Origin of the sequence: Nonomuraea recticatena (assembly GCF_039533245.1) — a bacterium.
Lineage (GTDB): Bacteria > Actinomycetota > Actinomycetes > Streptosporangiales > Streptosporangiaceae > Nonomuraea > Nonomuraea roseola.
Genome location: NZ_BAAATE010000019.1, coordinates 100,768 through 126,163 on the forward strand (window position 1 = coordinate 100,768; position 25,396 = coordinate 126,163).

General features: G+C 71.3%; 23 protein-coding genes and 1 pseudogene. 11 read left to right on the forward strand and 13 right to left on the reverse strand.

Features of this window, described 5'->3' with window-relative positions; translation table 11 throughout:
• Positions 1–12: 12 nt before the first annotated feature.
• The 4 genes and pseudogenes from ABFX50_RS30760 to ABFX50_RS30775 form a co-directional block, all read right to left on the reverse strand.
• Positions 13–2,799: an early set domain-containing protein gene (locus tag ABFX50_RS30760; RefSeq protein ID WP_346151189.1), complete on the reverse strand. Its 2,787-nt coding sequence runs from the start codon at positions 2,797–2,799 to the stop codon at positions 13–15.
• A 192-nt stretch (positions 2,800–2,991) separates the two neighbouring features.
• Entirely contained in the window at positions 2,992–4,875 is a 1,884-nt protein-coding gene (locus ABFX50_RS30765; protein WP_346151191.1) for an ABC transporter ATP-binding protein, read from the reverse strand.
• A 918-nt stretch (positions 4,876–5,793) separates the two neighbouring features.
• Positions 5,794–6,953 (reverse strand): annotated as a pseudogene (locus ABFX50_RS30770) (esterase-like activity of phytase family protein).
• 448 nt (positions 6,954–7,401) lie between these two features.
• Positions 7,402–8,544, reverse strand: coding sequence for an epoxide hydrolase family protein (locus ABFX50_RS30775; protein WP_346151192.1), 1,143 nt, complete (start codon positions 8,542–8,544; stop codon positions 7,402–7,404).
• 304 nt (positions 8,545–8,848) lie between these two features.
• On the opposite strand from ABFX50_RS30775, the gene ABFX50_RS30780 reads away from it, so the two are divergent.
• Positions 8,849–9,097: an SCO4226 family nickel-binding protein gene (locus ABFX50_RS30780; RefSeq protein ID WP_183648263.1), complete on the forward strand. Its 249-nt coding sequence runs from the start codon at positions 8,849–8,851 to the stop codon at positions 9,095–9,097.
• A 16-nt stretch (positions 9,098–9,113) separates the two neighbouring features.
• Here ABFX50_RS30780 and ABFX50_RS30785 read toward each other — a convergent pair whose 3' ends face one another.
• Entirely contained in the window at positions 9,114–10,253 is a 1,140-nt protein-coding gene (locus tag ABFX50_RS30785) for an ROK family transcriptional regulator (protein ID WP_221241129.1), read from the reverse strand.
• 124 nt (positions 10,254–10,377) lie between these two features.
• Here ABFX50_RS30785 and ABFX50_RS30790 point away from each other — a divergent pair, with 124 nt between their 5' ends.
• Genes ABFX50_RS30790 through ABFX50_RS30810 form a run of 5 tightly spaced genes read left to right on the forward strand, consistent with a single transcriptional unit; the run spans position 10,378 to position 14,411 of the window.
• Positions 10,378–11,106 carry an amino acid ABC transporter ATP-binding protein gene (locus tag ABFX50_RS30790; RefSeq protein ID WP_346151195.1) on the forward strand — a complete coding sequence of 243 codons (729 nt, stop codon included), beginning with the start codon at positions 10,378–10,380 and terminating at the stop codon, positions 11,104–11,106.
• Between the two features lie 18 nt (positions 11,107–11,124).
• Complete coding sequence (locus tag ABFX50_RS30795; protein WP_346125187.1) at positions 11,125–12,042, forward strand: glutamate ABC transporter substrate-binding protein; 918 nt, start codon at positions 11,125–11,127, stop codon at positions 12,040–12,042.
• A complete protein-coding gene (locus tag ABFX50_RS30800) occupies positions 12,042–12,686 on the forward strand; it encodes an amino acid ABC transporter permease (RefSeq protein WP_346125185.1) in 645 nt (214 codons plus the stop codon). The genes ABFX50_RS30795 and ABFX50_RS30800 overlap by 1 nt, the downstream gene beginning before the upstream one ends.
• Positions 12,683–13,477 carry an amino acid ABC transporter permease gene (locus ABFX50_RS30805; RefSeq protein ID WP_346151198.1) on the forward strand — a complete coding sequence of 265 codons (795 nt, stop codon included), beginning with the start codon at positions 12,683–12,685 and terminating at the stop codon, positions 13,475–13,477. The genes ABFX50_RS30800 and ABFX50_RS30805 overlap by 4 nt, the downstream gene beginning before the upstream one ends.
• On the forward strand, positions 13,470–14,411 hold the full coding sequence (locus ABFX50_RS30810; protein WP_183648248.1) for an asparaginase: 942 nt from the start codon (positions 13,470–13,472) through the stop codon (positions 14,409–14,411). Before ABFX50_RS30805 ends, ABFX50_RS30810 begins: the two co-directional genes overlap by 8 nt.
• Before the next feature lie 21 nt (positions 14,412–14,432).
• Here the strand turns inward: ABFX50_RS30810 and ABFX50_RS30815 are convergent, their stop codons facing one another.
• Positions 14,433–14,945 (reverse strand): nuclear transport factor 2 family protein, encoded by a 513-nt coding sequence (locus tag ABFX50_RS30815; protein WP_346151200.1) that lies wholly within the window; start codon positions 14,943–14,945, stop codon positions 14,433–14,435.
• 59 nt (positions 14,946–15,004) lie between these two features.
• A complete protein-coding gene (locus tag ABFX50_RS30820) occupies positions 15,005–16,132 on the reverse strand; it encodes an acyltransferase family protein (RefSeq protein ID WP_346151202.1) in 1,128 nt (375 codons plus the stop codon).
• A 160-nt stretch (positions 16,133–16,292) separates the two neighbouring features.
• On the opposite strand from ABFX50_RS30820, the gene ABFX50_RS30825 reads away from it, so the two are divergent.
• Together ABFX50_RS30825 and ABFX50_RS30830 are read left to right on the forward strand one after the other, a co-directional pair.
• Positions 16,293–18,146: a sensor histidine kinase gene (locus tag ABFX50_RS30825; protein ID WP_346151204.1), complete on the forward strand. Its 1,854-nt coding sequence runs from the start codon at positions 16,293–16,295 to the stop codon at positions 18,144–18,146.
• A gap of 62 nt (positions 18,147–18,208) precedes the next feature.
• Positions 18,209–18,781 carry a LuxR C-terminal-related transcriptional regulator gene (locus ABFX50_RS30830; protein WP_428834712.1) on the forward strand — a complete coding sequence of 191 codons (573 nt, stop codon included), beginning with the start codon at positions 18,209–18,211 and terminating at the stop codon, positions 18,779–18,781.
• On the opposite strand, the gene ABFX50_RS30835 is transcribed toward ABFX50_RS30830, so the two are convergent.
• Positions 18,760–18,894, reverse strand: coding sequence for a hypothetical protein (locus tag ABFX50_RS30835; protein WP_346151206.1), 135 nt, complete (start codon positions 18,892–18,894; stop codon positions 18,760–18,762). The genes ABFX50_RS30830 and ABFX50_RS30835 overlap by 22 nt on opposite strands.
• Positions 18,895–19,040: 146 nt before the next feature.
• On the opposite strand from ABFX50_RS30835, the gene ABFX50_RS30840 reads away from it, so the two are divergent.
• Positions 19,041–20,672 carry a RecQ family ATP-dependent DNA helicase gene (locus tag ABFX50_RS30840; protein WP_346151208.1) on the forward strand — a complete coding sequence of 544 codons (1,632 nt, stop codon included), beginning with the start codon at positions 19,041–19,043 and terminating at the stop codon, positions 20,670–20,672.
• Positions 20,673–20,701: 29 nt separating this feature from the next.
• Positions 20,702–21,418: a YqjF family protein gene (locus ABFX50_RS30845; protein WP_346151209.1), complete on the forward strand. Its 717-nt coding sequence runs from the start codon at positions 20,702–20,704 to the stop codon at positions 21,416–21,418.
• Here the strand turns inward: ABFX50_RS30845 and ABFX50_RS30850 are convergent.
• Positions 21,355–21,648, reverse strand: a complete 294-nt coding sequence (locus ABFX50_RS30850) for a hypothetical protein (RefSeq protein WP_346151211.1) — start codon at positions 21,646–21,648, stop codon at positions 21,355–21,357. The genes ABFX50_RS30845 and ABFX50_RS30850 overlap by 64 nt on opposite strands.
• A 299-nt stretch (positions 21,649–21,947) precedes the next feature.
• Here ABFX50_RS30850 and ABFX50_RS30855 point away from each other — a divergent pair, with 299 nt between their 5' ends.
• Entirely contained in the window at positions 21,948–22,241 is a 294-nt protein-coding gene (locus ABFX50_RS30855) for a hypothetical protein (RefSeq protein ID WP_346151213.1), read from the forward strand.
• On the opposite strand, the gene ABFX50_RS30860 is transcribed toward ABFX50_RS30855, so the two are convergent.
• The 4 genes from ABFX50_RS30860 to ABFX50_RS30875 form a co-directional block, all read right to left on the reverse strand.
• A complete protein-coding gene (locus ABFX50_RS30860) occupies positions 22,238–22,861 on the reverse strand; it encodes a DJ-1/PfpI family protein (RefSeq protein ID WP_346151214.1) in 624 nt (207 codons plus the stop codon). The two genes, ABFX50_RS30855 and ABFX50_RS30860, sit on opposite strands and share 4 nt — an antisense overlap.
• 2 nt (positions 22,862–22,863) lie before the next feature.
• Positions 22,864–23,829 (reverse strand): GlxA family transcriptional regulator, encoded by a 966-nt coding sequence (locus tag ABFX50_RS30865; protein ID WP_346151216.1) that lies wholly within the window; start codon positions 23,827–23,829, stop codon positions 22,864–22,866.
• A gap of 73 nt (positions 23,830–23,902) precedes the next feature.
• A complete protein-coding gene (locus ABFX50_RS30870) occupies positions 23,903–24,358 on the reverse strand; it encodes a hypothetical protein (RefSeq protein WP_346151218.1) in 456 nt (151 codons plus the stop codon).
• Positions 24,359–24,362: 4 nt separating this feature from the next.
• Entirely contained in the window at positions 24,363–25,331 is a 969-nt protein-coding gene (locus tag ABFX50_RS30875; RefSeq protein WP_346151220.1) for a LysR family transcriptional regulator, read from the reverse strand.
• Between the last annotated feature and the right edge of the window lie 65 nt (positions 25,332–25,396).

A 25,396-nucleotide genomic window follows, 5' to 3' on the forward strand; every position in this document is an offset into this window, starting at 1 on the left:
CGGGAGACGCGGTCAGCTCCCCGCGACCGTCGAGATCAGCCTGGCGCGCTGCGCCGCCGTGAGGAGCCCCTCAGCGGCCAGCGCTCGCGACTCGCGGGCGACGTAGGAGACCAGGCTCCCGTGGTCGGGCCAGTCCCTGTCGAGCCCGAGCCGCTGGGCCAGCGAACACCCCTGCGGGTCCTCCGCGTTGGGCACGCCCGAGTCGGCCTCCCCGACGACGACCGTCGGCGCGGAGTCCCGCGCGCACGCGGTGACGGGGGCGCGGACCGAGCGGGCGAAGTCGCCGTGACCGTAGGAGGCGACGAGCACCTCGCCAGGTGAGGCGCCCAGCTGCGAGGGCGTGATAACGCCGCGCAGGGTGGTGGCGTCGGGGGCGCTCTCCTTCACCGCCACCTCGACCACCTCGTCGCCGACGCGCACCTCGACCTCGGCGCTGTCGAGGGCCCCCGCGGTGAGGTTGAGCGGCGCGGTGAGCTCGACGGTGACGGGGGAGTCCGGCTGCACCCTGGTGACCGGCGCGCCGTCGGGGGCGAGCAGGCGCACCGCCGTACGGTCGGCGGCCAGCCAGGCGAGGGAGGCGTTCCACGCGGTGTTGAACGAGACCCAGCCCTCGGTGTGGCCGATGTTGCCGACAGCGGGGTTGAAGGGGTAGTGCCCGTTCTTCGGCGAGCCGTCGAGCACCCCTGGCACGCCCTGCAGCATGCCGACGCCGCCCTGGTACTCGCTGAACCAGCCGAGGTCGGCCCCCTCGAAGCCCCATCGCTCCGTGGTCGCACGGTAGGTCGCGTGCCTGCCGGTGGGGTTGCGCCCGAAGATGTTGTCCACGTGGGCCGCCGCCATCTCGCGCAGCCTGGCGGCCAGGCCCGGGTCGCGCACGACCCCTGCCGCGGCGAGCGCCGGAGCGGCGAACCCTGCGACGTTGCCCGTCTCGTTGGGGTCGCTGCCCGTGCCGCCGCCGCTGAACGACGGGATCGTCCACCGGTCGGCGGAGTACTTCCTGAAGTCCCAGAGGTTGCCCGAGCGGTCGACGGCGGTGCGCGCCCATGCCTCGATCTTCGCCAGGAGGCCCGAGGGGGCGTGCCCCGGATACTCGGTCAGGAAGCGCACCAGGGACGGGACGGTGACGTACTCCGACTGCCGCTGCCCCTTCGTCGTGCGCGGGTCGGCCCAGTCGAGGTTGTCCACGATCCAGCGCGCGTTGGCCGTGGCGGCGGCCAGGTAGCGGCCCGCGTCCGCCCGGCCCTCGCGCAGCGCCACCTCGTACATGTCGAGGTTCGGCCTGATGGAGTGGCCCGGAGGGAACTCGCCCTTGCCGGTGCCGAGCTGGGTGTAGGTCTGGAACAGGTCACCGGTGTGCGCGGTGTAGTCGTAGGCGGAGTTGAACCTGCCGCGCTCCTGCTGACCCCAGATCGGGAACAGGTAGTCGCGAACCTCCTCGTAGAGGGCTCGCGGCACCCAGGGCGACAGGTCGGGGTAGGCGGCCAGGAAGGAGGCGAGCTGCTCCTTCCACAGGGTGGTGTCGACCCTGGCGTCGAGCAGCATCTCGGTGCCCCAGGCGATCAGCCGTACGATCTCGGGGGCGTCGGCCGGCAGCGGATGGCGCAGGCCCTTGTACACGGCGGTGTCGAGACGCAGCCCCTCGAAGGCCGAGGGGTTGGCCGCGTACAGGTCGACGAGGGTGGGGATCTCGAAGGAGTAGGTGTCGCCGTCGCGCCACATCACGCTCCAGCCGCACTGCGAGGCGTTGAACCCGGCCCACGACACACCCGCGTCGCCGAAGTAACAGCGGGTGCCGCTCATGAACTCGATGGCCCGCCGGTAGGCGACGCGGAAGGTCCACGCGGGCCCGATGCCGAAGTCGAAGGAGCTCCCGCTGCCTTCCACCGCCACCCTGTACGGCCCCGCGTCCGCCGGGCGGAAGGCGGTGAAGTCGCCGACCCCGCCCCTCACGGTCCCGGAGAAGCGGACCGCGCCGCCCTCGTCGACGACGGTGAAGGCGGTGCCGTCGGCCGCCTTCGGCGCGGTGAACCGCTTCGGCCCCTCGAGGTCGTAGCCGCTCTGGTTGACCATGACGAGCTTGGCGGCCGCGCTCCACGAGCATCCGCCGGGCTGGGCGGGGTGGTCGGAGGGGATCTGCGGCAGCGTGCGCGCCACCAGGGAGTCGATCGAGATCTTGGCCAGGTAGACGCCGATGCCGATCGTTCCCGACCCTTCACGCGCCGCCACGCTCGCCACGCGCTCGCCCGCGATCTCCACCACGACGACGCCGCGAGCCCTGCGTACGGTGAGGTCGAACCAGTCGCCCTGCACGACCAGCGGCCCGGGGCCCGAGCAGACGGTGGTGGTGGCCAGCGGCCTGGCCACCGTGATCCCGCCACCGGGCATCACCTGGGCGGCGAGGTTGGCGGCGCGCACGTCGGCAGGGTCGGCCCAGTCGGTGATGAGGTTGAAGGGCCTGCTGCTCGCCCCGCCTGTCGCCTCGACCCTGACGCGGGCGGTGACCTCGTAGTTCTCGGGCAGGTCGAGCCTGGGATCGAGGGTCAGGTAGCGGCCGGAGGTCTGCCCTCTGGTGTCCACCGTCGCGCGCCCCTCGGCGGTCGTCCACTCCGACAGCGAGCCGGTCACGGCCCGCCATCCCGCCATCCCGCCCGTGAAGTCCGCGCGCAGGAGCTCCTCGCCCCGGGCGGCCGCCGGCGGCGCGGACGGCAGGGCGAGCGCCGCGCCCGCCATCACGCCTGCCACCATGCCCGCGACCACCTTGGCGACCGCCCGCCGCGCGCGTGCCCGTAACCCAGCCATCGCCTCGTCCTCACCTTCGCAACTCAGCACCGTGACCCTCGCATCATGGATGATGCTTGCGCCATTTCGCAATGAGTTGCATGTAGTGAGAGTGAGTTGCGATTCGTCCCGGCATGCTGCTCTACCACCGCCGAGCAGCGCGCGGCCGCGCAGACCGCCTGGGAACTGAGCGGAGTTGCGCGGCCGCGCGGGTCATGCGCCCGTGATCGACCCCCTTCCGCGCCTGAGACCCTGCGCGTGCCGGACCCGCAGGGGAGCGGCGCGCGTGAGGGGCTCGAGCGCGATCACCCGGGCGTCCACAGGCACGTGCCTGAGGTCGTGGGTGATGAGAATGGTGGTCCTGCCCGCCATGAGCACCCGCAGCGGCTCCATGATCTGAGCCGCCGTCTTCTCGTCCAGCCCCGTCATCGGCTCGTCGAGCACCAGCACGGGCGTGTCCCGCAGAATCGCCCTCGCGATCGCCAGACGCTGCCGCTGACCGCCGGACAGCAGCCGCCCCCTCGCCCCGATCCGCGTGTCGTACCTCTTGGGCAGCGCCATCACGAAGTCGTGCACCCCCGCCAGGGTGGCGGCGCGGACCACGTCCTCCTGCGAGGCGTCGGGGCGGCCGTAGGCGATGTTGTCCCTGACCGTTCCCGAGAACAGCAGGTTCTCCTGTTGCAAGAGCGTGACGTGGTCGCGCAGCGAGTGCCTGGTCAGCTCGCGGATGTCGGTGCCGTCCAGCAGGACGGCGCCAGAGTCGGGATCGTAGAATCGCATGAGCAACTTCGTGATCGTCGACTTGCCCGAGCCGCTCGGCCCCGTGCACACCAGCACCTCACCGGGCTCGACGGTGAAGGACAGCCCGCGCAGAACCGGCTGCCTGCGCGATGGATAGGTGAAGCCCACCGAGGCGAACTCCACCCGCCCAGGACCTCGCTCCTTCAGGTCGGCCGCGCCGGGCCGGTCGGTGACCGTGGGCTGGGTGCCCAGGACCTCCATGACGCGGTCGGAGCCCGCGGCCGCCTCCGACACCGTGAGCGCGATCTCACCGAGAGACTGCACCGCCGGATAGAGATAGGCCAGGTAGGCGGCGAAGGCCAGCAGCCCGCCCAGGGTGAGCTTGCCCTGCGCGATCTCCCACGCCCCGAAGCCGATGATGACGATCAGGCAGACCGTCTCCAGCACCTGTACGGCGGGCCCGTACAGACCCGACAGCCGGGCCTGCGTCATGTTGGCCCGCAGCCACGTGCGCCCCTCCCTGTGCAGGTGGCGCGCCTCCGCCTCCTGCCGGTTGTAGGCCTGGACCAGGGCCTGGTTGGACAGGCCCTCCTCGATGACGCTGTTCATCATGCCGTTGCTGAGCCGCTCGCGCGCCGCCGCCGTCCTGAACCTGGAGGCGAACACCTTGGAGACCAGCAGGAAGGCAGGGATCAGCGCCATGGTGACCAGCGCGAGATCCCACCTGATGAAGAAGGCCGCCGCGGAGAAGAAGATGACGGTGGCCACCGTGGTGAAGACCTTGACCAGCCCGGATCCGACCAGTTGCTCGATGGCCTCGATGTCGTCGGTGAGCCTGGCCATGAGGTCGCCCAGGCGCCGGTTGTCGACATAGTCGGGTGTGAGCCGCTGGACGTGGCCGAAGACCCGGTCGCGCAGCCGCAGCAGGAACCGTTCGGAACCAAGGGCCGTCGTCATGGTGCCGGCGAAGGCGACACCGCCCGCCACGGCGGTCAGCCCCAGCCAGCCCAGCGCCGGAGCCCAGAACGCGCTCAGGTCGCCCGTGGTGAGCACCTTGTCGGTGATGTAGCCGAACAGCGCGATCACCGCGACCTCGCACAGCGCCGCCACGATCGCGAGGATCATGCCGCAGACGAACAGCCAGCGCAGACCCTTGGTGTTCGGCCAGAACTCGGCGAACGTCTTACGGATGGACGTGGAGGGGGCGAGCGGTTCCCCGCTCGCCCCCGGTTGGAATGAGAGCCGGCGGGAAGCCCGCCGGCTCTCACGCGGCGTTGCTACCACCACCACCGCCTGCGGCAGCCGCAGCCGAACCTCCTGCGACCCCACCAGCGACGACGGCCACAGCCGCCCCAACCTCCGCCCCACCAGTGGTCGGCGCGGACCGGCAAGAGCTTCATAGGAATCATGATTGTTGCCCCCTTTCCTTTTCGCTCTCTGAAATGGGACGCTAGCACCCAAAATCGGATCTTTGTCCGTGCAGTTCCTTTGTTGGGGCAGTTTTGACGGGAGGGCTCTGGTGTGGGTGTGTTGTTGGTGGGTGGCTGGTTATATGTGCAGTTGTCATGGTCGTCAGAGAGTGCTAACGATCGTGGACCGGGCCGGTCCACGCCCGGTCAGGCGCTGGTGTAGACCTCGCTGCCGGGGGGCGGTGTCGGGGAGTCGGCCCCAGGCCGGACACCTCGCGACCTTCTTGGCCTGCCGGAGGGTCCAGGCCAGTTGCGGTGCGCGCTCACGCGCGCTGCGCCGGCTGATATATCCCCAGGTCGCCCGCTCTTTCGGCCTGATCGAGGCCCGTCAGGGGGCGCGTGTCGAGCCGGCTCGGCGGAGCGCCGGTGGACAGGCCGGTGCGGCTGTCGCTGTCCGGCCGCCCGCGTCCGTGTGACCCGCCGTGGCGGCGGCGCGGCTCCTGTCGCTGCTCACCCGGGCCGGGGAAGGCGCGCTCTCCTCCGCCGAGACGCGCACGTGGCGGACGCCCCGGCCGGCGCCTTTCCGCGGGCGTACGGAACGGCCACCTGAAAAACAGCGGGAATTGCCCGCCAGAGGAACTCCGGTCGCGGCGATTGCCGCTCAGGTCATGCGCTGAGCGCGCCGCCCAAATATCTGCTTCGCGACCTTCACAAAGAGGTGTCGAAACTCGCCGGACATAAGGAATGCATAAATTCCAGGGAAGCCGCGTGCAAACAACACCGCCATGGAGGCTGCCGCCGACCCTGGTGTGGCGCTGGAGCCGGGCCCGCAGGCCCGGCTCCAGCGCCTCCCGGAAGCAGCCGGTCAGCAGCCCCGGGCGGCGAACGCCAGGAACTGGGTGGCCTCCGCGCTGTCGAAGTTGTCGTCGGAGCCGATCACGAGCGTGCACTCGCCCGTGTCCAGGCGCGGCCCCCATGCCAGGCTCTCCAGGTTCTGCACCGGCGGACGCAGCGTGCTGAGGTCGGTGACCAGGCGCTTGGCAACCGGCCGGTACGGCCTGCGGGTCAGCAGGCTGTCCCTGCCGAGCACGTTCGTGGCGCCGCGCAGGTCGATCTCGTACAGCTTGACCCGGTAGCCGACGCCCTCGATCCAGGAGCGTTCGAGGGCCAGGTGGCGGTCGTCGTCGATCGCGAGGATCTCGGAGACGCCGCTGTCGGAGTGGCCGCCCTGCGGGACCGGCTCGGCGGGCAGCCGGTCGAGCGGGTAGACGAACTGCCCAAGGGTACGGCCCGAGCGGCTCCAGACGGTGATGCGCGTGGGCGCGCCGTGCCGGACGGTCGGCGGCTCGCCGTCCTCGTGGCGTGGGCCCTCCGTGATGGCGGCGATGGTCCGTGGCGCGATGGCCAGGCCCTCGAACCCGAAGTTACGGCGGGGGCCGCTGGTGGTCTCGGTCATCCTGAGGTTGCGGGAAGGGGGAGCTCGCCGAGGTGCCTGCCTTCACGGTCGATCCTGCGGACGAACAGTTGCGACACCGGAACCGTGGGGTTGTTCGCGTCGGGCCTGTCGCCCTCGTGGCCCCACAGCAGCTGCCCGCTGCGCCGGTCGAAGCGGATCGTCTCGGGATCGGCCGACTCGGGCTGGCCGTAGCCGGGATAGGGGGTGGAGTCGGGACGCAGCAGCGTGGTGACCCCTGTGACGCTCACTCCGGTGAATTCTCCGGTCGCCCTGTCGATATCGAGGCGGCCGGTGTAGAAACGGGCGGGATCGTATCGCCAGCGGTCGTCGGAGATGAAATACCAGGTATTCGTACGGGGATCCCTGTCGATACCGGAAAGGCCGCCGACGGTGGTTCCCTCGAATGGCATCCTGTGCGGCAGGCGCTGCTCGCCGAGGAAGCGGGTGATCTGCACCTCCCGTGGGTCCTGAGGTGGCGTGGCCCCCGCCGGAGCTGCGGCGACGACTCCGAGACTGGTCGCCGCCGTCAAGGCGACGGCGATTCCCGCAATTCTCCGCGAATGTGCCATATGGCTCTCCTTGTTCCCGTGAAGATCCCTGAGGGGCCGGCGGGAATATGAGATCGCAGATTCAGGAGAATGTCAGCCGGATGGGGGCTCCATTCTGCGTTCGCCGTTCGATTGGCAGTGAAATATCGGGATAATCGCGTTTGTGAAAGTGTTCCTCGGTGACCCACACTGTGCGGTGTGAACGACGTGCGGGATCGGCTTCGTTCTGGAGGGGCGCGATCCGAGGGAGGCGGGGGCGTTGTGGGCCGCCTACCGCCGCCGGCCACCGCAACCACTACCGCTCGCCGGACGCCTGGCCCTCGTAGAGCTTCCGCGTCCGAGGTCGCACCTCAGGCGTGGGGCGGGGTGGTCGGCGACCCGCCGGGCGCTCAGCCTCACGCCCCCGACGCGCCGGGTGATCGGCGACCCGCCGGGCGGTCAGAGGTACGGCCGCCCGGCGGGGGAGCGATCAGCCTTGGCGCCTCAGCGGGCCGAAGAACGTCCTGAGCTCGCGGGCGACCTGTTCGGGCTCCTCATGCGACATGAAGTGGCCGCCGCGCCCCGGCGTGCTCCAGTGGCGCAGGTCGGTGCAGACGCGTTCGGGCAGGCTCCTGGGCAGGTTCGCGTAGGCGGGCTCGTTGCTCAGGGTGATCGCCGAGGGCACGGTGATGGGCGGGACGGGCTTGTTGTGCGGGTAGTCGTAGTACTGGCGGAAGGACGAGCCGATCGTGCCGGTGGCCCAGTAGAGCGTGGCGACGGTCAGGATCGTGTCCTTGTCCCAGCGGGTCTCCAGGTCGCCGTCGCAGTCGCTCCAGTCGCGGTACTTGTCGATGATCCAGGCGACCAGCCCGGCTGGTGAGTCCATCAGGGCGGCGGCGATCGTGTCGGGCCTGGTCCACATGATCTCGCTGTAGCCCTGGTCCCTGAGGTCGTAGGCGGCGAGTCCTTCGAGGTAGGCCTGCTCCTCGGGGGTGGCGGGCGACTGGCTGAAGTCGGTCGTCAGCACGGCAGAGGTGACGTGCACCCCGGCCACCTCGCCCGGATACAGGGCGCCGAGCCACTGCGTCACGCCGCCGCCGATGTCCCCGCCGAACGCGCCGAAGCGCTCGTAGCCGAGGGTCTCGGTCATGAGCGAGTGCCAGATCTCCGCGACGCCCCTGCGGGTGAACGGCTCCCGAGGCAGCTCCGAGAACAGGAAACCGGGCAGCGAGGGGATGACCACGTCGAAGGCGTCCGCTGGATCGTCGGGGTCGGCCAGCAGCGGCGCGACGCGCAGCATCTCGACGAAGCTGCTGGGCCAGCCGTGGGTCAGCACCAGCGGCAGGGGCGCGGGCCCGCCTTCGGTACGGCTGCCGCGCAGGTGGACGAAGTGCACCTGCCGCCCCGCCACCTCGGCCACATAGTGGGGGAAGACGTTGAGCGACGCCTCAGCCTCGCGCCAGTCGAAGCCGTCGGCCCAGTAGGCGACCAGCTCACGCAGGTAGCCGGGGTCGACCCCCGCCGCCCAGAAGGCGGAGTCGGACGCGGTGGTGAAGAGGGTGCGCTCCAGACGGGCACGCAGGTCGGCGAGCACATCGTCGGACACGGAGATGCGAAAAGCGTTGACTGCCATGATTCCTTCGTTCAGGAGTGTTCGACGCTCCTGAACCGCTGGTCAGACAGACACAGCGGCAAGGAGCGCCCGTGTGGACCGGAACATGGTCATGGGGCTCACCTCCTCGCGTAGATCAACAGTAAGGAAGTGTACACGGCGGCGATCTCCGGTGACCCGGCAGGGAGCACCCCCTCGACCGGCCCGTGGTGAAGGCGCGCGCGGACAGGGGGACAGGCGCCCTCTTTGGCGAAGTTTTGGGGTCGGGCGGTCAGGGAGCGACCTACCCTGAGAATGATCGGCACAGCCCTCTGGGGAGGAAGCCATGGCGAAGTTCATGGACGTCCATCACGGCATGATGGGCATCACCGACGAGCAGCTCAGGCAGGCGCACGACGCCGACCTCGCGATACAGAGCGAGGAGGGGGTGGCCTTCGAGCACGCGTGGGCCGACCCTGAGCAGGGCGTGGTCTACTGCCTGTCGGAGGCGCCCGACGCGGAGGCCGTCCAGCGCATCCACCAGCGGGCCGGACACCCGGCCGACGAGATCCACAAGGTGCCGCTGACCGTCTGACCGGTCGGCGAGGGCGTCAGAGCACCGCGTCGAGCAGGAGAGCGCCCGCTCCCAGCAGCGCGGAGTCCTGGCCCGCGCGGGCCGGGGCGATCTCCAGGTCGCGGGTGGCCAGCGGCAGACAGCGCTCGTACACCGCCGCCCTGATCGCCGCGATCAGCGGCTCGGCCGCCGACAGGCTCCCCCCGACCGCGATGACGTCGGGGTTGAAGAAGTTGACGAGGACGGTGAGGACCTCGCCGATCAGCCGCCCGGCGTTGCGCACCTGGCTGGTCGCCTCCGGCACCGCGTCGTTGACCAGGCCGACGATGTCGGCGGGCCTGTCCACCGCGACGCCCGCCTCGGCCAGCGCCGCCATGAGGGCGGCGCCGCTGGCGTACGCCTCCAGGCAGTCGGGATGGCCGCACGCGCACATGACCGAGGAGTCGGTGCGGACCCTGACGTGGCTGATGTCGCCGGCCGCGCCCCTTCCCCTGTGCAGCCGGCCGTTGACGATCACGCCGCACCCTATGCCGGTGCCCGCCTTGAGCACCATGAGGTTGTCCGAGCCCGGCCACGAGCGGGCCTCGCCGACGGCCATGAGGTTGGCGTCGTTCTCCACGAGCACCGGCAGGTCGTAGCGGGCGCCCAGTTGGTCGGCGACCGGGTAGTTGTTCCACCCCGGCATGCGGGAGGGCCCGACCACGCGACCCGAGGCGGGATCGACGGGCCCGGGGATGCCGGTCCCCACGCCGCGCAGCGGCACCCCTGGGGGAGCGTGCGTGCGCAGGAGGTCGTCGAAGGCGTCGGCCATCCAGTCGAGCACCGTCTCAGGGCCTGCCGTTATGTCACAGGCCCTCTCCTCCACGGCGAGCGGCGTCCCGCTGAGGTCGAGCAGGCCGAGCCGTACGTGGTGGGCGCCGAGGTCGGCGACGGCCAGCAGGCCGGCGCTCGGCGCGAGCCGCAGCCTGCGCGGTCTTCGCCCTCCTCGTGAGGTGCCGGACCCCTCCTCCACCAGCAGCCTGGCCTCGAGCAGCTCCTCCACGCGCAGCGACACGCTCGAGGCGGCCAGGCCGGAAAGCCGCGCCAGCTCGGCGCGGGACTCGGCCTGGCCGGTGGCGACAAGCCGCAGCAGTCCCCCCTGCGCCCCGGTCACGGGAAGCCGCTCTTTGCCAGACATGAGCAGATGAATACCACGCTTTACCTTCGTACGACAATGTGTTGACTTATCTCGAAATCATCCAATACGGTCCCCTTTGACTTCGATATCGAAGGAAGTAACGAGCGTTACGGGTGGAGGTCGGATGATTCGGGTACGCGGGCTGAACAAGTGGTTCGGCGAGCACCACGTGCTGCGCGACATCGACCTGCACGTGGCGCGCGGCGAGGTCGTCGTCGTGATCGGCCCCTCGGGTTCGGGCAAGTCGACGCTGTGCCGCTGCCTCAACAGACTGGAGGCGGCACAGCAGGGCGAGGTCGTCATCGACGGCGTGCCCGCCCCTCTGGAAGGCCGGGAGCTGGCCAGGCTGCGCGCCGACGTCGGCATGGTCTTCCAGTCCTTCAACCTCTTCCAGCACAAGACGGTGCTGGAGAACATCACGCTCGCCCCGATGAAGGTGCGCGGCGTCAGCCGTCCCGAGGCCGAGCAGACCGCTCGCGAGCTGCTCGCCAGGGTCGGCATCGGCGAGCAGGCGGGCAAGCTGCCCGGACAGCTGTCGGGCGGCCAGCAGCAGCGCGCCGCCATCGCCCGCGCGCTGGCCATGCGGCCCAAGGTGATGCTCTTCGACGAGCCCACCTCCGCCCTCGACCCCGAGATGGTGGGCGAGGTGCTCGACGTCATGACCGGCCTCGCGGCCGACGGCATGACCATGGTCGTCGTCACCCACGAGATGGGCTTCGCCCGCAGGGCCGCCGACCGCGTGGTGTTCATGGCCGACGGCCAGATCGTCGAGCAGGGCGCGCCCGCCGCCTTCTTCGACCGACCCCAGACGGACCGGGCCAGGGACTTCCTGGCCAAGGTGCTCACTCACTGAAAGCAAGGGATGGTGCCCATGAAGAAGATGGTCGCTGTCGTCGCCGTGTCGCTCCTCGGCCTCGCCGCCTGTTCCAGCACGAACACCTCAGGCAGCCCCGCCGTACCAGGAGAGGCGAAGCCCGCCGCCGCCGAGTGGCTCGCCAAGGCGCCCGTCGCCGACGCTGCCGCGATCCTGCCGGGCTCGACGATGGAAAAGATCAAGAAGCGCGGCGAGCTCATCGTCGGCGGCTCGCTCGACGCACCGCTGCTGTCCCAGCAGAACCCGGTCAGCGGCGAGATCGAGGGTTTCGACGCCGACATGGGCAAGGCGCTGGCGAAGTACATCATCGGCGAGCCGAAGGTGAAGATCGTCAACTCCGCCTCGGAGACGCGTGAGGCGCTGCTCGGCAACGGCACCGTGGACGTCGTCTTCCAGACGTACACGATCACCCCCGAGCGGGCCGAGCAGGTCGCCTTCGCCGGTCCGTACTACACCTCCGGCCTCACGATCGCCGTCAAGAAGGGCACCACGGGCATCGCCAAGCCCGAGGACCTCAACGGTAAGAAGGTCATCGCGGGCGCCAACACCCCGGCCATCGCCGCGATCAAGAAGCTGGCCCCGAAGGCCGAGATCGTCACCTTCGGCAGCGACCCCGAGTGCATGCAGGCGCTCAAGCAGGACAGGGGCGTCGCCTACGTCCAGGACGAGACGCTGCTGATCGCCAACGCCAAGAAGGACCCGTCCATCGAGGTGATCGGCAACCCCTTCACCCAGGACCCCTACGGCATCGGCCTCAAGCACGGCGACGAGCAGTTCAAGACGTTCGTCAACGACTGGCTGAAGAAGACGCAGAGCGCCGGCGTCTGGCAGCAGGTGTGGAAGAACTCCATCGGCACGGTCGTCCAGGGTGAGGCCCCCGCCCCGCCGCAGATCGGCTCGGTGCCGGGTTCCTGATGTCCGTCCTGCTGGACCACCTGCCTGTGATCTGGCAGGGACTGGTCGTGACGCTCCAGCTCACCGTCGCGTCGTTCCTCGGCGCGGCGGTGCTCGGGGTGCTGATCACCGCGATGCGGGTGAGCCCGGTCGGCGTGCTGCGCGCCATGGGCACCGCCTACGTGGAGACCTTCCAGAACATCCCGTTGCTGGTGCTGCTCACGCTGGCCTTCTTCGCCCTGCCCGAGATCGGGATCAAGGCGGACGCGCTGGTGACCGCGATCGTGGTGATCTCGGTCTACACGGCCGCCTACATCGCCGAGGCGCTGCGCTCCGGCGTCAACGCGGTCGGCAAGGGACAGGGCGAGGCGGCAAGGGCGCTCGGGCTGACGTTCAGGCAGTCGCTGTGGCACGTCATCCTGCCCCAGGCGCTGCGCACCGTCGTGCAGCCGCTCGGCAACATCGTCATCGCGCTTCTCATGAACACCACGCTCGCGGGCGCGATCAGCGTGGTCGACCTGACGGATGAGGCCAAGAGGGTGAACCTGGTCGAGGCCCAGCCCATCGCGATCTTCGTCGGCGTCGGCGTGATGTACGCGCTCCTCGCCTCCGTCATCGGCTACGTGACAGGACGCCTCGAACGGCGGCTGGTGATGGTGCGATGAGCGTGCTGTTCGACGAGCCCGGCCCGCGCGCCAGGCGCAGGATCCGCATCGCCACCGTCCTCGGCGTGCTGGCCGCCGTGGCGCTCGTCGCGCTCGCGATCCGCCAGTTCGCCGCCAACGGGCAGCTGGCTCCCGAGCGCTGGCAGCCGTACGCCACCTGGCCCATGTGGCGCTACCTGCTCGACGGGCTGTGGTCCACCGCGCTGGCCGCCGTCGTGTCGGCGGCGCTGTCCATGGCCCTCGGTCTGGTGCTCGCTCTCGGCAGGCTGTCGGAGCGACGCTGGCTGCGCGCCCCCTCCGCCGCCTATGTCGAGGTCGTACGGGTCATCCCCGCACTGCTGCTGGTCTACGTGGTGCTGTTCGCGCTGCCCAAGTACGGGCTCGACCTTCCGCTGTTCTGGAAGCTCGTGGTGCCGCTGACGGTGTCGAACGCGGCGGCCTTCGCCGAGATCTTCCGCGCCGGCATCCTGTCGATCGAACGCGGCCAGACCGAGGCCGGTCTGGCGGTCGGTCTCAGCCGTGGCCAGACCATGCGGATCATCGTGCTGCCGCAGGCCGCCCGCAGGGTGCTGCCCTCGATCGTCAGCCAGTCCGTCGGCCTGCTCAAGGACACCTCGCTCGGCTTCGTGGTCAGCTACGGCGAGCTCCTGTACTCGGGCAAGGTCCTGGCCTCCTACAACGGCCTGGTCATCCAGACCTACGTGGTGGTGGCACTGATCTACCTCGTGGTCAACGCCTCACTGTCCAAGCTCGCCAGGGTCCTGGAGCAAAGGAGCAGAGCCCATGCCTGAATTCGCCGCCCTCGCCGAGGTCGTCCGCTCGGGATTCGCCGAGAGCGTCCACTACGGCAGCGCCGTCGGCCTCACCCCCGACGGCCGCGCCGAGGTCGCGCTCGGCCCCGTGGACGCCCCCGTCCTTCCGCGCTCCTCCGCCAAGCCCTTCCAGGCGCTGGCCTGCCTGGTCACCGGCGCGGCGCTGCCGGGCGCCCGCCTGGCCATCGCCGCGGGCAGCCACACGGGCGAGGACTTCCACGTCCGGCTGGTCGCCGAACTGCTCGAGGAGTACGGCCTCGGCCTCGACGCCCTGCGCTGCCCCGAGGACTGGCCGGAGGACGAGAGCACCCGCCGGCGGCTGATCCGCGAAGGGCTCACCAAGACCCGCGAGCGCATGAACTGCTCGGGCAAGCACGCCGCGATGCTCGCCGCCTCGGTCGCCAACGGCTGGGACGTCGCCTCCTATCTGGACCAGGACCACCCGCTGCAGCGCCAGGTCAGGGCCGCCGTGGAGGAGCTGTCGGGGGAGAAGGCCGCCGCCGTGGCGGTCGACGGATGCGGCGCGCCGCTGTTCGGGCTCTCCCTCACGGGGCTGGCCAGGGCCGTGCAGGCGCTCGTCCTCGCCACGCCTGGCAGCGCGCCGAGGCAGGTCGCCGACGCCATGCGGGAGCATCCCGAGTACGTCGGCGGCACCGGGCACCAGAACACCGAGCTCATGAGGGCGCTCCCCGGCGCGGTCGTGAAGGGCGGTGCGGAGGGCGTGCTGGTCGCGGCGCTGGAGTCGGGCCACACGGCGGCCGTCAAGGTCATCGACGGCAGCCCCAGGGCGACGACGGCCATCGCGCTGTCGGTGCTGCGCCGCATGGGCTGCGACGTGTCGGGCGCCGACGCCTTCTCCGTGGTCCAGGTGCTCGGCGGCGGCGTGCCCGTGGGGGAGATCCACGCCCTTTAGCGGGTGATGAAGCGGGATGAGCTAGCCGACGTAGCGGCCCACGCAGTCGGCGAACCTGGCGCCTTCGACCGCGCAGTCATAGGTGAAGTGCTCGGATCCGCCGTGGCCGGTGGCGAAGTCGTACTCGGCGATCACCCGGCCGCCCGCTCCGGCGCTCACCCCGCGCAGGGTGTAGGCGCCGCCCGCCTCGATGACCTCGGGGACGAGGAACCGGTCCATGATCTGCGCCCGGCCGTCGTAGATCCTGCCCACGCTGTCGAACCTGGCGTCCTGCGTGAAGGTCTCGGCCACCTGTCCCGCGTCACCCGCGTTGATCGCCGCGACGAACCGATCGACCAGCGCGCGGTGATCGGCGGGCACGGAGCCGGCCCCAGTTGTCGCGGACCCGGGCGTCGCGGGCGTGGAAGCGCCGGGCGCGGAGGTGGCGGGCGCTGAGGTGGGAGCCGTCGAGGCGACGGGCGGCGCGGTGACGGGCGGCGCGGTGGAGCAGGCGCTGAGGACCAGAGCGCAGAGGGCGAGGCGAAGGCGCTGCATGCGTTCATGCTCGATCGCTCTCGGCGGCGCTGTCCAAGACCCCTTGTCATAACCCCCGGTTATGACCGGGTCCCGCGGCGGGGAAGCGCCTTGCGGAGCAGATGGGCCAGGCCCCAGCAGGCGGGCAGCGCGACGACCGAGACGACGGCGAACTTGGCGACCGGGTCGACGCGCAGGTCGGCCAGCGCCACGGAGACGGCGACGAGCACGGGCGCGTGGATGACGTAGACGGCGAAGGCGTTCGAGGTCAGGAAGGCCGTGCGCGGCGTCCCGGCGAATCTGTGGCGGAACAGCGACAGCAGGCCGACCGTCATCCCGGTGCAGAACACGCCGTCGAACAGGCCGTGCGCGAGGTGCTGGAGCAGGGGCGGCTCGCCCGTCGCCCCCATGGTCACCACGATCACCGGCAGCAGGAGCAGCGCGCCCGCGAACGCCGCCCCGAACCCCCACCCGGCGGCGGAGGCGGGAAGGGCGGTCAGCCAGCCCCGCCTGTGGACGGCCAGGCCCGCCACGAACATGCACACGTACTGCGGCAGGTAGGCGGGGGCCGCCACCTCGAGGACGGGGACGCGCTCGATCGGCTCCCAGATCCGCCACAGCACCCCTGTCGCCGCCAGCACCGCGCCGAACCCGACGATCGTCCTCGCCCTCGGCGCCGAACTGACCGGCGGCGGAGCCTGGCCGCGCAGGGCGCGGAAGCCGGCGTAGGCGAGGGTGAAGGCGAGGAGCGTGGCGAGGAACCAGAAGGGCCCCATCTCCAGCTCGTCGAGGTAGAACGCGCCGAAGGGCACCGGCTCGCGCTCGTTGAGCCACAGATACTTGGGGATCTTGGCCAGCGGCACGATGAGGACGTAGCCGGCGAGCGTGGGCAGGCCGAGCCGCCGCAGCCGGTCGAGGAGGAAGCGCGCCCCGCCCTTGCGTTCGAGCGAGGCAGGCACGAAGCAGGCGGACAGCAGGAAGAACAGACCCATGAAGTAGGTCTGGTTCAGCAGCAGGAGCAGGTCCAGCGGCCACGCGGACCCGGCGGGGAGGCCGGGGCCGCGCATCGTGGGCTCGTGGTAGTACCAGAGCGGGAAGCTCCCATAGGTCAGCGCGACATGGTGCAGCACCACCTGCGCGATGAGCACGACGCGCAGCCGGTCCACGAACACGGTCGCGCGTGGCGCGGTCTCGAGCGGGGTCGACATCGGGCTTCTCCTTCGACGGGTGACGACGACGCTACGAACGGCGTGCCTGCCGCAGAACCCGTCCAGCACCCGGCCCTCATGGGTGCCAGCCCCCATGCCGACGAGCGTGCCGCCGTGTTTTCATGGGTCGGACGCGGTGACGACGGCGGGGACGATGACCATGGCAGGCAGGTACGCGCTCGCCCCCTTGCGCTGCGCCGTCCTCGTGCTGGTGGCACTGGCCTGTCCCGTCGTGCTCGTCGTGACGTTCGTCTGCGCGCACGCGGGCGTGCCGTCCCCGGCCTTGGTCGTGGCGCGGGCGCGGGCGCTGCCCGGCCTCGCCAGGCGGCTCGCGGGCCGCTGGTCGGGCGAGCCGATCGACCGGCCCTACCATCCGCCGCCCGAGCCGCCGCGCCGTGACCTGGACGGCTGGTACCGGCACGGCGACGACCTGTTCCGCTCGCCGTGGATCCCCGGCTACCTGCGCGGTCTCGAGTGGGTCGCGCGCGATCCGGCCACCGCCCGCGACCTGTGGTGGATGCTGCTCGATCCGCTCGTCGGCGGTGTGCTCGCGGCGCTGCCGCCGCTGCTGATCGGGTACGGCGCGATCTCCGCCGACCGGCCGATCGGCTGGGCCGCCGCCGCGCTAGGAGTGGCCGCCGGCCCCGCCGCGCTGCGCCTGCACGGCAGGTGGACGCGGGTCCTGCTGGCACCGGTACGGCGCCGCGGCCCGTCACCGCTGTGGTCGTGGACGGCGCCGAGGATGACGGCGGTGCTCAGGCTGGCGGCGGTGACGGCGCTCTCGGTGGCGGGGGCCGCGCTGGCCGTCGCGCACGTGGCAGGGCCGGGCGCCGTGCCGGCCGCGAGGCGGTTCGTCTCCTGGAGGCGCGCGCTGGCAGGCCGGTGGAACGGGGCGGTGATCGCCGAGCCGTACGCGCCTGAGCCTGCCGCGCCCGAACCTGACCCCGACGGCGGCTACCGGGTCGGGTGGCTGGCCTTCGGGTCGGTGTACCGCTCGCCCGAGCGGGCGGCCAGGGCGCGCCGCCTGCAGTGGATCGCCGAGGATCCGGCCTCCTGGCGGGATCTGCTGTGGCTGGCGCTGGAACCGCTCTGCGCCGTCGTCCTCGCGGCGCCGCCTGTGTCGCTGGTGGCGGGAGGGCTGGTCTGGCTGTGCTGGCTGTGGACGTGGACGGCGGGGCTGGCCCTGGGCATCCCCGGCTTCACCTGGTCTCCCATGGAGCTCGTCGGCGCCGTGATCCCGGCGCTGGAGCAGGTTCCAGGCCCGCTGCTCGGTCTGCCCGCGGCAGCGCTCGGCCTGGCGACCGCTCCCGCCCTGCTGCGGCTGCACGGGCGGGTCTGCGGCCTGCTGCTGGCTCCCACCAGGACCTCGGCGCTCACCCGGAGGGTGGAGCACCTCGCCGTGACCAGGGAACAGGCGGCCGGATCCCAGGCCGCCGAGCTGCGCCGCATCGAGCGCGACCTGCACGACGGCGCGCAGGCCAGGTGGGTGGCCATGGGGATGAACCTGGGCGTGGCCGAGCATCTCGTCGACCGCGATCCCGCCGCGGCCAAGGCGGTCCTCGCGCAGGCCAAGCAGAGCGCCGCGAGCGCGCTGTCGGAGCTCAGGGAGCTCATCCGCGGCATCCACCCGCCGATCCTGGCCGATCGCGGGCTGCCTGACGCGCTGCGAACGCTCGCCATGGACGCACCGCTCGACGCCGACGTCCGGATCGACCTGCTGGGACGGCCGGACCCGCACCTCGAGGCGGCCGTCTACTTCGCCGTCTCCGAGCTCCTCACCAACGTGGGCAAGCACGCGTCCGCGACCAAGGTCGCCATCGAGCTGACGCATGCCGACGGTGTCCTTCGGTGCACCGTCACCGACGACGGCAGGGGCGGCGCCGTCCCGGGCGGCGGCAGCGGCCTGGAGGGGATCCGCAGGCGGCTGTCCGGCTTCGACGGCACCCTGACCCTGTCGAGCCCGCCGGGCGGCCCGACCGTCGTGACCATGGAGCTGCCATGCGTGTTGTCCTAGCCGAGGACCTCTACCTCCTGCGGGAGGGGCTGACCCACCTGCTGAACGCGCACGGCGTCTAGGTGGCGGCGGGCGTCGACACCGGCCAGGCGCTGCTCGACGCGATCGAGAGCACGCGGCCCGACGCCGCGATCGTCGACGTGCGGCTGCCTCCCGGCTTCACCGACGAAGGACTGCGCGCCGCCATCCAGGCCCGTCGCCGCACGCCGGGCTTCCCCGTCCTGGTGCTGTCGCAGTACGTCGAGCAGATCTACGCCCGCGAGCTGATCGCCGAGGGCTCGGGCGGGGTGGGATACCTGCTCAAGGACCGTGTCTTCGACACCCACGAGTTCGTCGGCGCGCTCAGGCGCGTCCGCGACGGCGGCACCGCCATGGACCCCGAGGTGATCGCCAAGCTGGTGACCGGCAGCGCCCACCTGCCTCCCATGGCCACGCTGACCGCGAGGGAACGCGACGTGCTCGGACTCATGGCGGAGGGACGCTCGAACGCCGCCATCGCGGCAGGGCTGTTCATCAGCGAGGGCACCGTCGGCAAGCACATCGCCGCCGTCTTCGCCAAGCTCGGTCTGGCGGCCTCCGACGACCACAACCGCCGCGTGCTGGCCGTCCTGGCCTATCTCGACGGGTCGAGGTGAGCGCGCGCGCCCGCGCCGGTGGGGACGAGGGTGGTCAACGCCGTGGCGGCGAGCGCGGTGACCAGGGCGGAGCGGGCGATGAGGGTCTCGCCGGTGGCGTAGCCGGGCAGCAACGTTCCTCGAACCCGACCCCGGCATCGAGTGGGACGACGACAGGGTGGCGAAGGTCCGCCGTGCGCTGGAGGCCGAGGAGTGGGAGATCGGCTGACATGCCGGGTGGCTGCCTGGGCAGGAAGGACCTCTCTGACGAGGAGGTTCGATGCGGGATGCGGGCGCGAAGTGCGAAAGGACGGCCAGGCGCGTCCTCGGCCTGACCGATCTGCGTCCTGGCCAGCTGGCGGCCATGACGGCGCTGGCCGAGGGCAGGGACACGCTGGTGGTGATGCCGACGGGGGCGGGCAAGTCGGCGATCTATCAGGTGCCCGCGCTGCTGCTGCCGGGACCCACCCTGGTGGTCTCACCGCTGATCGCCCTGCAGCGCGACCAGGTGGAGAGCCTGCGCCGCCGTGACGAGGAGGCGGTGAGCCTGGACGCGAGCACGCCCGCAAGCAGGCGGTCGGAGGCCTTCGAGGCGCTGCGCGCGGGGGAGACGGAGTTCCTGTTCTGCGCGCCGGAGCAGCTGGCCCGCCCCGACGTGGTGCGCGAACTGGCGGCGGCCTCCCCCTCGCTCATGGTGGTGGACGAGGCTCACTGCGTCTCCTCGTGGGGGCATGACTTCCGCCCCGACTACCTGCGGCTGGGGGCGGTGGCCGAGGCGCTGGGCCGTCCGGTGATCGCCGCTCTGACGGCCACCGCGGCGCCGCCCGTGCGCGCGGAGATCGTCGACAGGCTCGGCATGCGCGAGCCTCTGGAGATCGTGCAGGGCTTCGACCGCCCCAACATCTCGCTCACCGTGCGCAGGATGCTCGACGACCCCGCCGCCGAGCTCGTCGCGGCGGTCGCGCAGGAGCCGCTTCCCGGCATCGTCTACACGGCCTCGCGCAGGCAGACGGGCCGGCTGGCGGGGATGCTGACCGAGGCGGGTCTCAGGGCCGAGGCCTACCACGCGGGGTTGCGGCGGGCCGAGCGTGACCAGGTGCACGGCAGGTTCATGAACGGCGAGCTGGACGTCGTGGTCTCGACCAACGCCTTCGGCATGGGCATCGACAAGCCGGACGTGCGCTTCGTCCATCACGCGGAGGTTCCCGGCTCGCCCGACTCCTACTACCAGGAGATCGGCAGGGCGGGCAGGGACGGCGAGGCGGCCAGGGCGGTGCTGTTCTACCGGCCTGAGGATCTGGGTCTGCACCGCTTCTTCACCGGCGCCCTGCCCGATCCCGAGACGCTCGAGCGGCTGGCGCAGGCCGTCGCGGCGGCGGGCCCCGGCGCCGACCGCAAGCAGCTGCGGGAGCGGACCGAGCTGTCGCCACGGCGGCTGACCTCACTGCTCGACCTGCTGGAAAGGGCCGGCGCCGTACGGCTGGGCACGCGCAGGGTGTCTCCCGTTCCTGGAGCGCCTGACCCGCACGCCGCCGCGGAGCTGGCCATGCGGCTGGCCGAGCGCCGTCGCGACGTCGAAAGGACCCGGCTGGAGATGATGCGCCGCTACGCCGAGACCGAGGAGTGCCGCCGCCGCTTCCTGCTCGGGTACTTCGGCGAGGAGCTCGCCGAACCCTGCGGCAACTGCGACACCTGCCGGGCGGGAACCGCCGACCAGCCGGCGAACGGGGAGGGCCCCTTCCGCGTGCACGCCCACGTGGAGCACGAGACCTGGGGCCACGGCCAGGTCATCCAGCGCGGCGAGGACAGGCTGACGGTGCTCTTCCAGGAGGCCGGCTACCGGGAGCTGTCGCTCGAGGCGGTGCTCGAACAGCGCCTCCTCACCGAGACGGTCGCGGAAGGGCGTTCGTAGAAGCGTTCCCCCGAGGACAGGAGCACCTGATGCGAGCACCCGACTCCCCGAGAGTCGCCAGGCCGGTGATGTACCACCGCTGGTCGGACATCACCTTCGTCCACTGGCGCTTTCCCGCCGACGTCGTGCAGGCCCTGGTGCCCGGCTGCCTGACGGTCGAGACCTTCGACGGCACCGCCTGGGTCGGGCTGACACCCTTCCTCATGGAGGACGTGAGGGTGCCGGGCGCGCCCGCCCTGCCATGGCTGTCGCGCTTCCCCGAGACGAACCTGCGCACCTACGTCCGCGACGCCCGCGGACGCAGCGGGATCTGGTTCCTGTCGATGGAGGCTGGACGGCTCCCCGCCGCCCTCGGCGGACGCGCCGGCTACTGGCTGCCCTACTTCTGGTCGGACATGTCCGTGCGGACGGACGGCTCACTGCGGCGGTACAGATCGCGAAGGTACTGGCCAGGACCCAGCGGCGCGCGCTGCGACGTGGACGTCGAAACCGGCCCTGACCTGGCGGAGGACGAGCTCGACGGGCTCGCGCACTTCCTGACGGCACGCTTCCGGCTGTTCACGGTCGTGGCGGGCCGGCTGGCCTCCGCCGAGGTCGAACACCCCCCATGGCCGCTGCGGCACGCCCGTCTGGCCCGCCTTGACCAGGACCTTCTACGGGTGGCGGGGCTTCCCGCCCCCGATCAGACCCCTCTTCTGCACGCCTCGCCGGGGGTGCCCGTACGGGTCGGCCTGTGGAGCTGGTGACGCGGTCGCGCGGCGGGCAGGGTCGCTTGCGTGGCGACCCTGGCGCGCAGGTACTCGACCGCCAGGCGCTCCACGATCTCCTCGGTCGGCGTGCAGCCCACATGCCTGGCGCAGTCGGCGGCGATCGCCACCGAGGTCGACACCAGCCGGCTCTCGACGGCAGGGTAGACGTCCCGCAACTTCTCCACCAGGGCTCTGTAGTCGTCGGCCCTGCTCAGCGTGGTGGCCATAGTCACCGACTTTCGCTTCGAGCTGATGTCGCCCGGCACCAGGGACCGCGACAGAGCACCTCGGACTCCTCGCCAGCCCTGATCCCGCTCTTAGCACCATAAAACGCGTTTTTCCGGCATTGAACGTATTTACCGTGATTTCAGATGGACCAGAGCAGGGCTTGACGGCGACGGCCCGGTGAACGCCGACGTCAGCCGGGCGGCCAGATCGCGGGCGAAGACCTCGGGACTCTGGCGCGGATCATGAACAGCCAGGCGAAGACGCGCACGCCTACGAGCTGACCTGGTCGCCGACCCCGATGGGGGCCTGTCACGGGCTCGACGTGCCGCTGACCTTCGCCACCCTCGACTGCCCCCTCGGGCGCATGCTGACGGGCGGCGCGCCGAAGGGTGAGGGGCTGTCCAGGCAGTTCCGCACGGCGTGGACAGGCTTCGCCGCCACCGGCGACCCGGGCTGGCCCGCCTACGACTCGCTGACGGTCACCACCCACCTGTTCGACGTGGAGCCCTCGGACGTCTCCGACCCCGAGGCGGCCTCGCGGGCGCTCTGGGGGGAGCGCGGCATCGCGCTCCTCGACCAGGGCGCCTCCTAGACGATCAGTTGGATGGCCCGCTCGGCCAGCCCCGCGGGAGCGGTCCTGGGCGAGCCGGCGTTGAACGGCGGCTGCGGGTCGTACTCGATGGCCAACTGGACGGCCTGCGCCGTCTCCACGTCACTGGCCTGGGCGAGCAGGGTGAGCGCCATGTCGATCCCCGCCGAGACCCCGGCCGCCGTCACGATCTTGCCCTCCACCACGGTCCGCTCGCTCACCGGCTCGGCGCCGTACGTGGCCAGGTGCTCGAGCAGGGCCCAGTGCGTGGTGGCCTTCCTGCCGTCGAGCAGTCCGGCGGCGCCCAGCAGGAGGGCCCCGCTGCAGACCGAGGTCGTCCACCGGCTGTGCGGGTGCGCCTCGGTGATCCAGTCGAGCAGCGCCTGGTCGCCGAGCGCGTCGAAGGTCCCGATGCCGCCCGGCACCAGGATCACGTCGGGCCTGGGAACGCTCGCGTAGCTCGCCGTCGCCTCGAGGGTGAGGCTGCCTTTGTCGTCGGTGACGGGTCCCGGCTCGGCGGCGACGAACGTGACGGTGAAGCCGGGGGCGAAGGCCAGCACGGTGTACGGCCCGACGGCGTCGAGCGCGGTGAAACGCGGATACAGCGGGATGGCGACCTGCATGGTCAGCACTCCTTTGCCTGGAATCGGCGACGGTAGTCGCCCGGTGAGATCCGCCAGTGGCGGCGGAAGACGCGATAGAGGGTCTCCGGCGTGCCGAGGCCCGCCTCCCTCGCCACGCGTTCGAGCGGGTGGTCGGTCGTCTCCAGCAGCCGCCTGGCCGCGTCGGCCCTGCTGAGCTCGACGTAGCGGCCAGGAGACACGCCGGACTGCTCGGTGAAGACGCGGGAGAAGTGCCGCTCACTCATCCCCGCGTGCCGGGCGAGCGCGGGCACGCTCAGGTCGTCGGCGGGGTTGGCGTCGATGAACGCCTGCAGCTCGCGCAACGGCTCGCTGCGCGGGGGCAGCGCGTTCATCGGCACGCTGAACTGGCTCTGCCCGCCTGGCCTGTGCAGGTAGACGACCAGCGCGCAGGCCACGTCCCTGGCGAGCGCGTGCCCGTGGTCCTCGGCCACGAGCGCGAGGGCCAGGTCGATGCCCGCCGTCACGCCTGCCGAGGTCCAGACCTGTCCCTCCTTGACGTAGATGGGGTCGGAGTCCACCTCGACGCGCGGATACCTGCCGCGTAGCTCGTCGGCGGCCAGCCAGTGGGTGGTCGCGCGCATGCCGTCCAGCAGTCCCGCCTCGGCCAGCAACAGCGCCCCGCTGCACACGGACGTGACCCGGCGGGACGAACCGGCCAGGCGCGCGATGCCGTCGACGAGCTCCCTGTTCGCGAGGAGGTCCATGGTGGCCCATCCGCCGACGACCACGAGCGTGTCGATGGGCCCTGTGACGTCGGCGAGCGGCGTGTCGACGGCGATGGCGACGCCGTTGACCGCGCGGACGTTCCCCTCCCGCAGGGAGGTCACCTCGACCTGATAATCGCCTTCGCCGCTGAACAGCGCCGCCATGGCGAACACGTCGGCGGGCCCGGCCATGTCGAGGAGCTGGAACCCCTCGAAGATCACCATGACGACACGTCGCTGCATGTCCTTCATGCTGGTCAGTGGGCACTATGGCGTCAATGACACGTACATTGCATATCCGGCCATGCCCGCTTCCTCAGGACGCCTCCACCCGTCGGTCCACGGCGGTACGGCGGTGGAAGGCGAGGGTCGCGGTCGTCAGGAGGAGCGCCCAGACCGCGCAGTAGCCGCCGAAGACGGCGCCGCCCCTGCCGGTCAGCACGGCGCCGCCCAGCATGCCGACCGCGCCCGCCGCGGCCATGGCGACGCACAGCCACAGCGTCACGATCAGCGCCCGTCGCGGTAGCGGACGACGGATCGGCAGGAAGGAGGCCAGCAGCAACCCGATGATGAGCGCCCCTGCCGCGGCGTTGGCCCACTGAGCCTGCGCGACCTCCCCCGGTCCGTAGCCGCGGTAGGCGTCGGGGAGCACTCGAGGCCCGCCGGTGACGCCGAGACGCCCGTCGAGGGCGAAGAGCGCTTTCGACACCACGTAGAGCAGCGTCCACCCGATCGCCGCCCAGCCCGCCCGTCGCCCGCTCCACATCGTCATGCCGTCAAGGCTGGCAGCCGCCCCCCTGCGTGGGCCTCCCCATGGCGGGCGACGACGCTCCCCCTCGCGGGGGAGAGTTCTGGTACGTGCCCATGTCCAGGCAGCTCCGGACGAAGTCCCGCACGACCGGGTTGGCGTCGTCGTCGGGCCTCCACGCCACCGCCGCCCGGCTGGGGCTGACGCCGCTGACCGGCCGGTAGACGACACCGGGACGGGCGTAGAAACGGGCCGAGGAGGCGGGGGCGAGCGCCACGCCGTACCCGTTGGCGATCGCACTGAGCCAGTCGTCAGGTTGGTCGGTGACCGCCCCCACGCGGACCGGATGGCCGTCACGCTCGTCGGCCGCCAGCCAGTAGTCCCTCCACCGCCCCGACTCGGGCGGGGCGGCGACGAACGGCTCGTCCCACAGCTCCCTGAAGGAGATCACCTCCCGCGCGGCGAACCGGTGTGACGAGGGGAGCGCCACCCAGCGGTCCTCGGTGAACAGCGTCTCCACCCGCAGCTTCTCCTGTCCGGGGAAGGGCAGCCGCAGCAGGGCGACGTCGACGTCCCCTTCGGCGAGCCCAGCGGTCGGATTCGACCACGAGGCCTGCCGCATGTCGACCCGCCAGCCCGGACGGCGACGCGCGAACGCCGCGATGATGTCCTGGGTGGCCTCGTTGGCGGCGCTGGCCACGGAGCCGACCCGCAACACCCTGGCCTCGCGGCCTGCCGCGCTCCTGGCCTCCCGCAGCAGCTGGTCCCAGCCGGCCAGCAGTTCGGGCACCCGCGCCGCCAGCGCCCTCCCTGGCTCCGTGAGCGTCATGCCGGCCCTGGACCGGGTGAACAGGCGCACGCCGAGCAGGGCCTCGAGCTGCTTGATCTGCTTGGTCAGCGCGGGCTGCGACACGAACAGCCGTTCCGCGGCCCTGGTGAGGGTCCCCTCCTCCGCCACAACGACGAAGTAGCGCAACAGCCGCGTGTCGACATCCATGCCGCCAGGTTATAGATGCAGGTATTGGACGCCAACCGGTCGGCGCCGCGAGATTTGACCCCGTC

Bases quoted from the DNA above. Each gene is read 5' to 3' on its own strand.
- ABFX50_RS30840 (WP_346151208.1), top strand. From the start codon at position 19,041: ATGCGGGATGCGGGCGCGAAGTGCGAAAGGACGGCCAGGCGCGTCCTC.
- ABFX50_RS30820 (WP_346151202.1), bottom strand. From the start codon at position 16,132: ATGTCGACCCCGCTCGAGACCGCGCCACGCGCGACCGTGTTCGTGGAC.
- ABFX50_RS30875 (WP_346151220.1), bottom strand. From the start codon at position 25,331: ATGGATGTCGACACGCGGCTGTTGCGCTACTTCGTCGTTGTGGCGGAG.
- ABFX50_RS30780 (WP_183648263.1), top strand. From the start codon at position 8,849: ATGGCGAAGTTCATGGACGTCCATCACGGCATGATGGGCATCACCGAC.
- ABFX50_RS30795 (WP_346125187.1), top strand. From the start codon at position 11,125: ATGAAGAAGATGGTCGCTGTCGTCGCCGTGTCGCTCCTCGGCCTCGCC.
- ABFX50_RS30870 (WP_346151218.1), bottom strand. From the start codon at position 24,358: ATGACGATGTGGAGCGGGCGACGGGCGGGCTGGGCGGCGATCGGGTGG.
- ABFX50_RS30800 (WP_346125185.1), top strand. From the start codon at position 12,042: ATGTCCGTCCTGCTGGACCACCTGCCTGTGATCTGGCAGGGACTGGTC.
- ABFX50_RS30845 (WP_346151209.1), top strand. From the start codon at position 20,702: ATGCGAGCACCCGACTCCCCGAGAGTCGCCAGGCCGGTGATGTACCAC.
- ABFX50_RS30805 (WP_346151198.1), top strand. From the start codon at position 12,683: ATGAGCGTGCTGTTCGACGAGCCCGGCCCGCGCGCCAGGCGCAGGATC.
- ABFX50_RS30855 (WP_346151213.1), top strand. From the start codon at position 21,948: ATGGGGGCCTGTCACGGGCTCGACGTGCCGCTGACCTTCGCCACCCTC.
- ABFX50_RS30865 (WP_346151216.1), bottom strand. From the start codon at position 23,829: ATGCAGCGACGTGTCGTCATGGTGATCTTCGAGGGGTTCCAGCTCCTC.
- ABFX50_RS30760 (WP_346151189.1), bottom strand. From the start codon at position 2,799: ATGGCTGGGTTACGGGCACGCGCGCGGCGGGCGGTCGCCAAGGTGGTC.
- ABFX50_RS30785 (WP_221241129.1), bottom strand. From the start codon at position 10,253: ATGTCTGGCAAAGAGCGGCTTCCCGTGACCGGGGCGCAGGGGGGACTG.
- ABFX50_RS30790 (WP_346151195.1), top strand. From the start codon at position 10,378: ATGATTCGGGTACGCGGGCTGAACAAGTGGTTCGGCGAGCACCACGTG.
- ABFX50_RS30775 (WP_346151192.1), bottom strand. From the start codon at position 8,544: ATGGCAGTCAACGCTTTTCGCATCTCCGTGTCCGACGATGTGCTCGCC.
- ABFX50_RS30850 (WP_346151211.1), bottom strand. From the start codon at position 21,648: ATGGCCACCACGCTGAGCAGGGCCGACGACTACAGAGCCCTGGTGGAG.
- ABFX50_RS30810 (WP_183648248.1), top strand. From the start codon at position 13,470: ATGCCTGAATTCGCCGCCCTCGCCGAGGTCGTCCGCTCGGGATTCGCC.
- ABFX50_RS30860 (WP_346151214.1), bottom strand. From the start codon at position 22,861: ATGCAGGTCGCCATCCCGCTGTATCCGCGTTTCACCGCGCTCGACGCC.
- ABFX50_RS30825 (WP_346151204.1), top strand. From the start codon at position 16,293: ATGGCAGGCAGGTACGCGCTCGCCCCCTTGCGCTGCGCCGTCCTCGTG.
- ABFX50_RS30815 (WP_346151200.1), bottom strand. From the start codon at position 14,945: ATGCAGCGCCTTCGCCTCGCCCTCTGCGCTCTGGTCCTCAGCGCCTGC.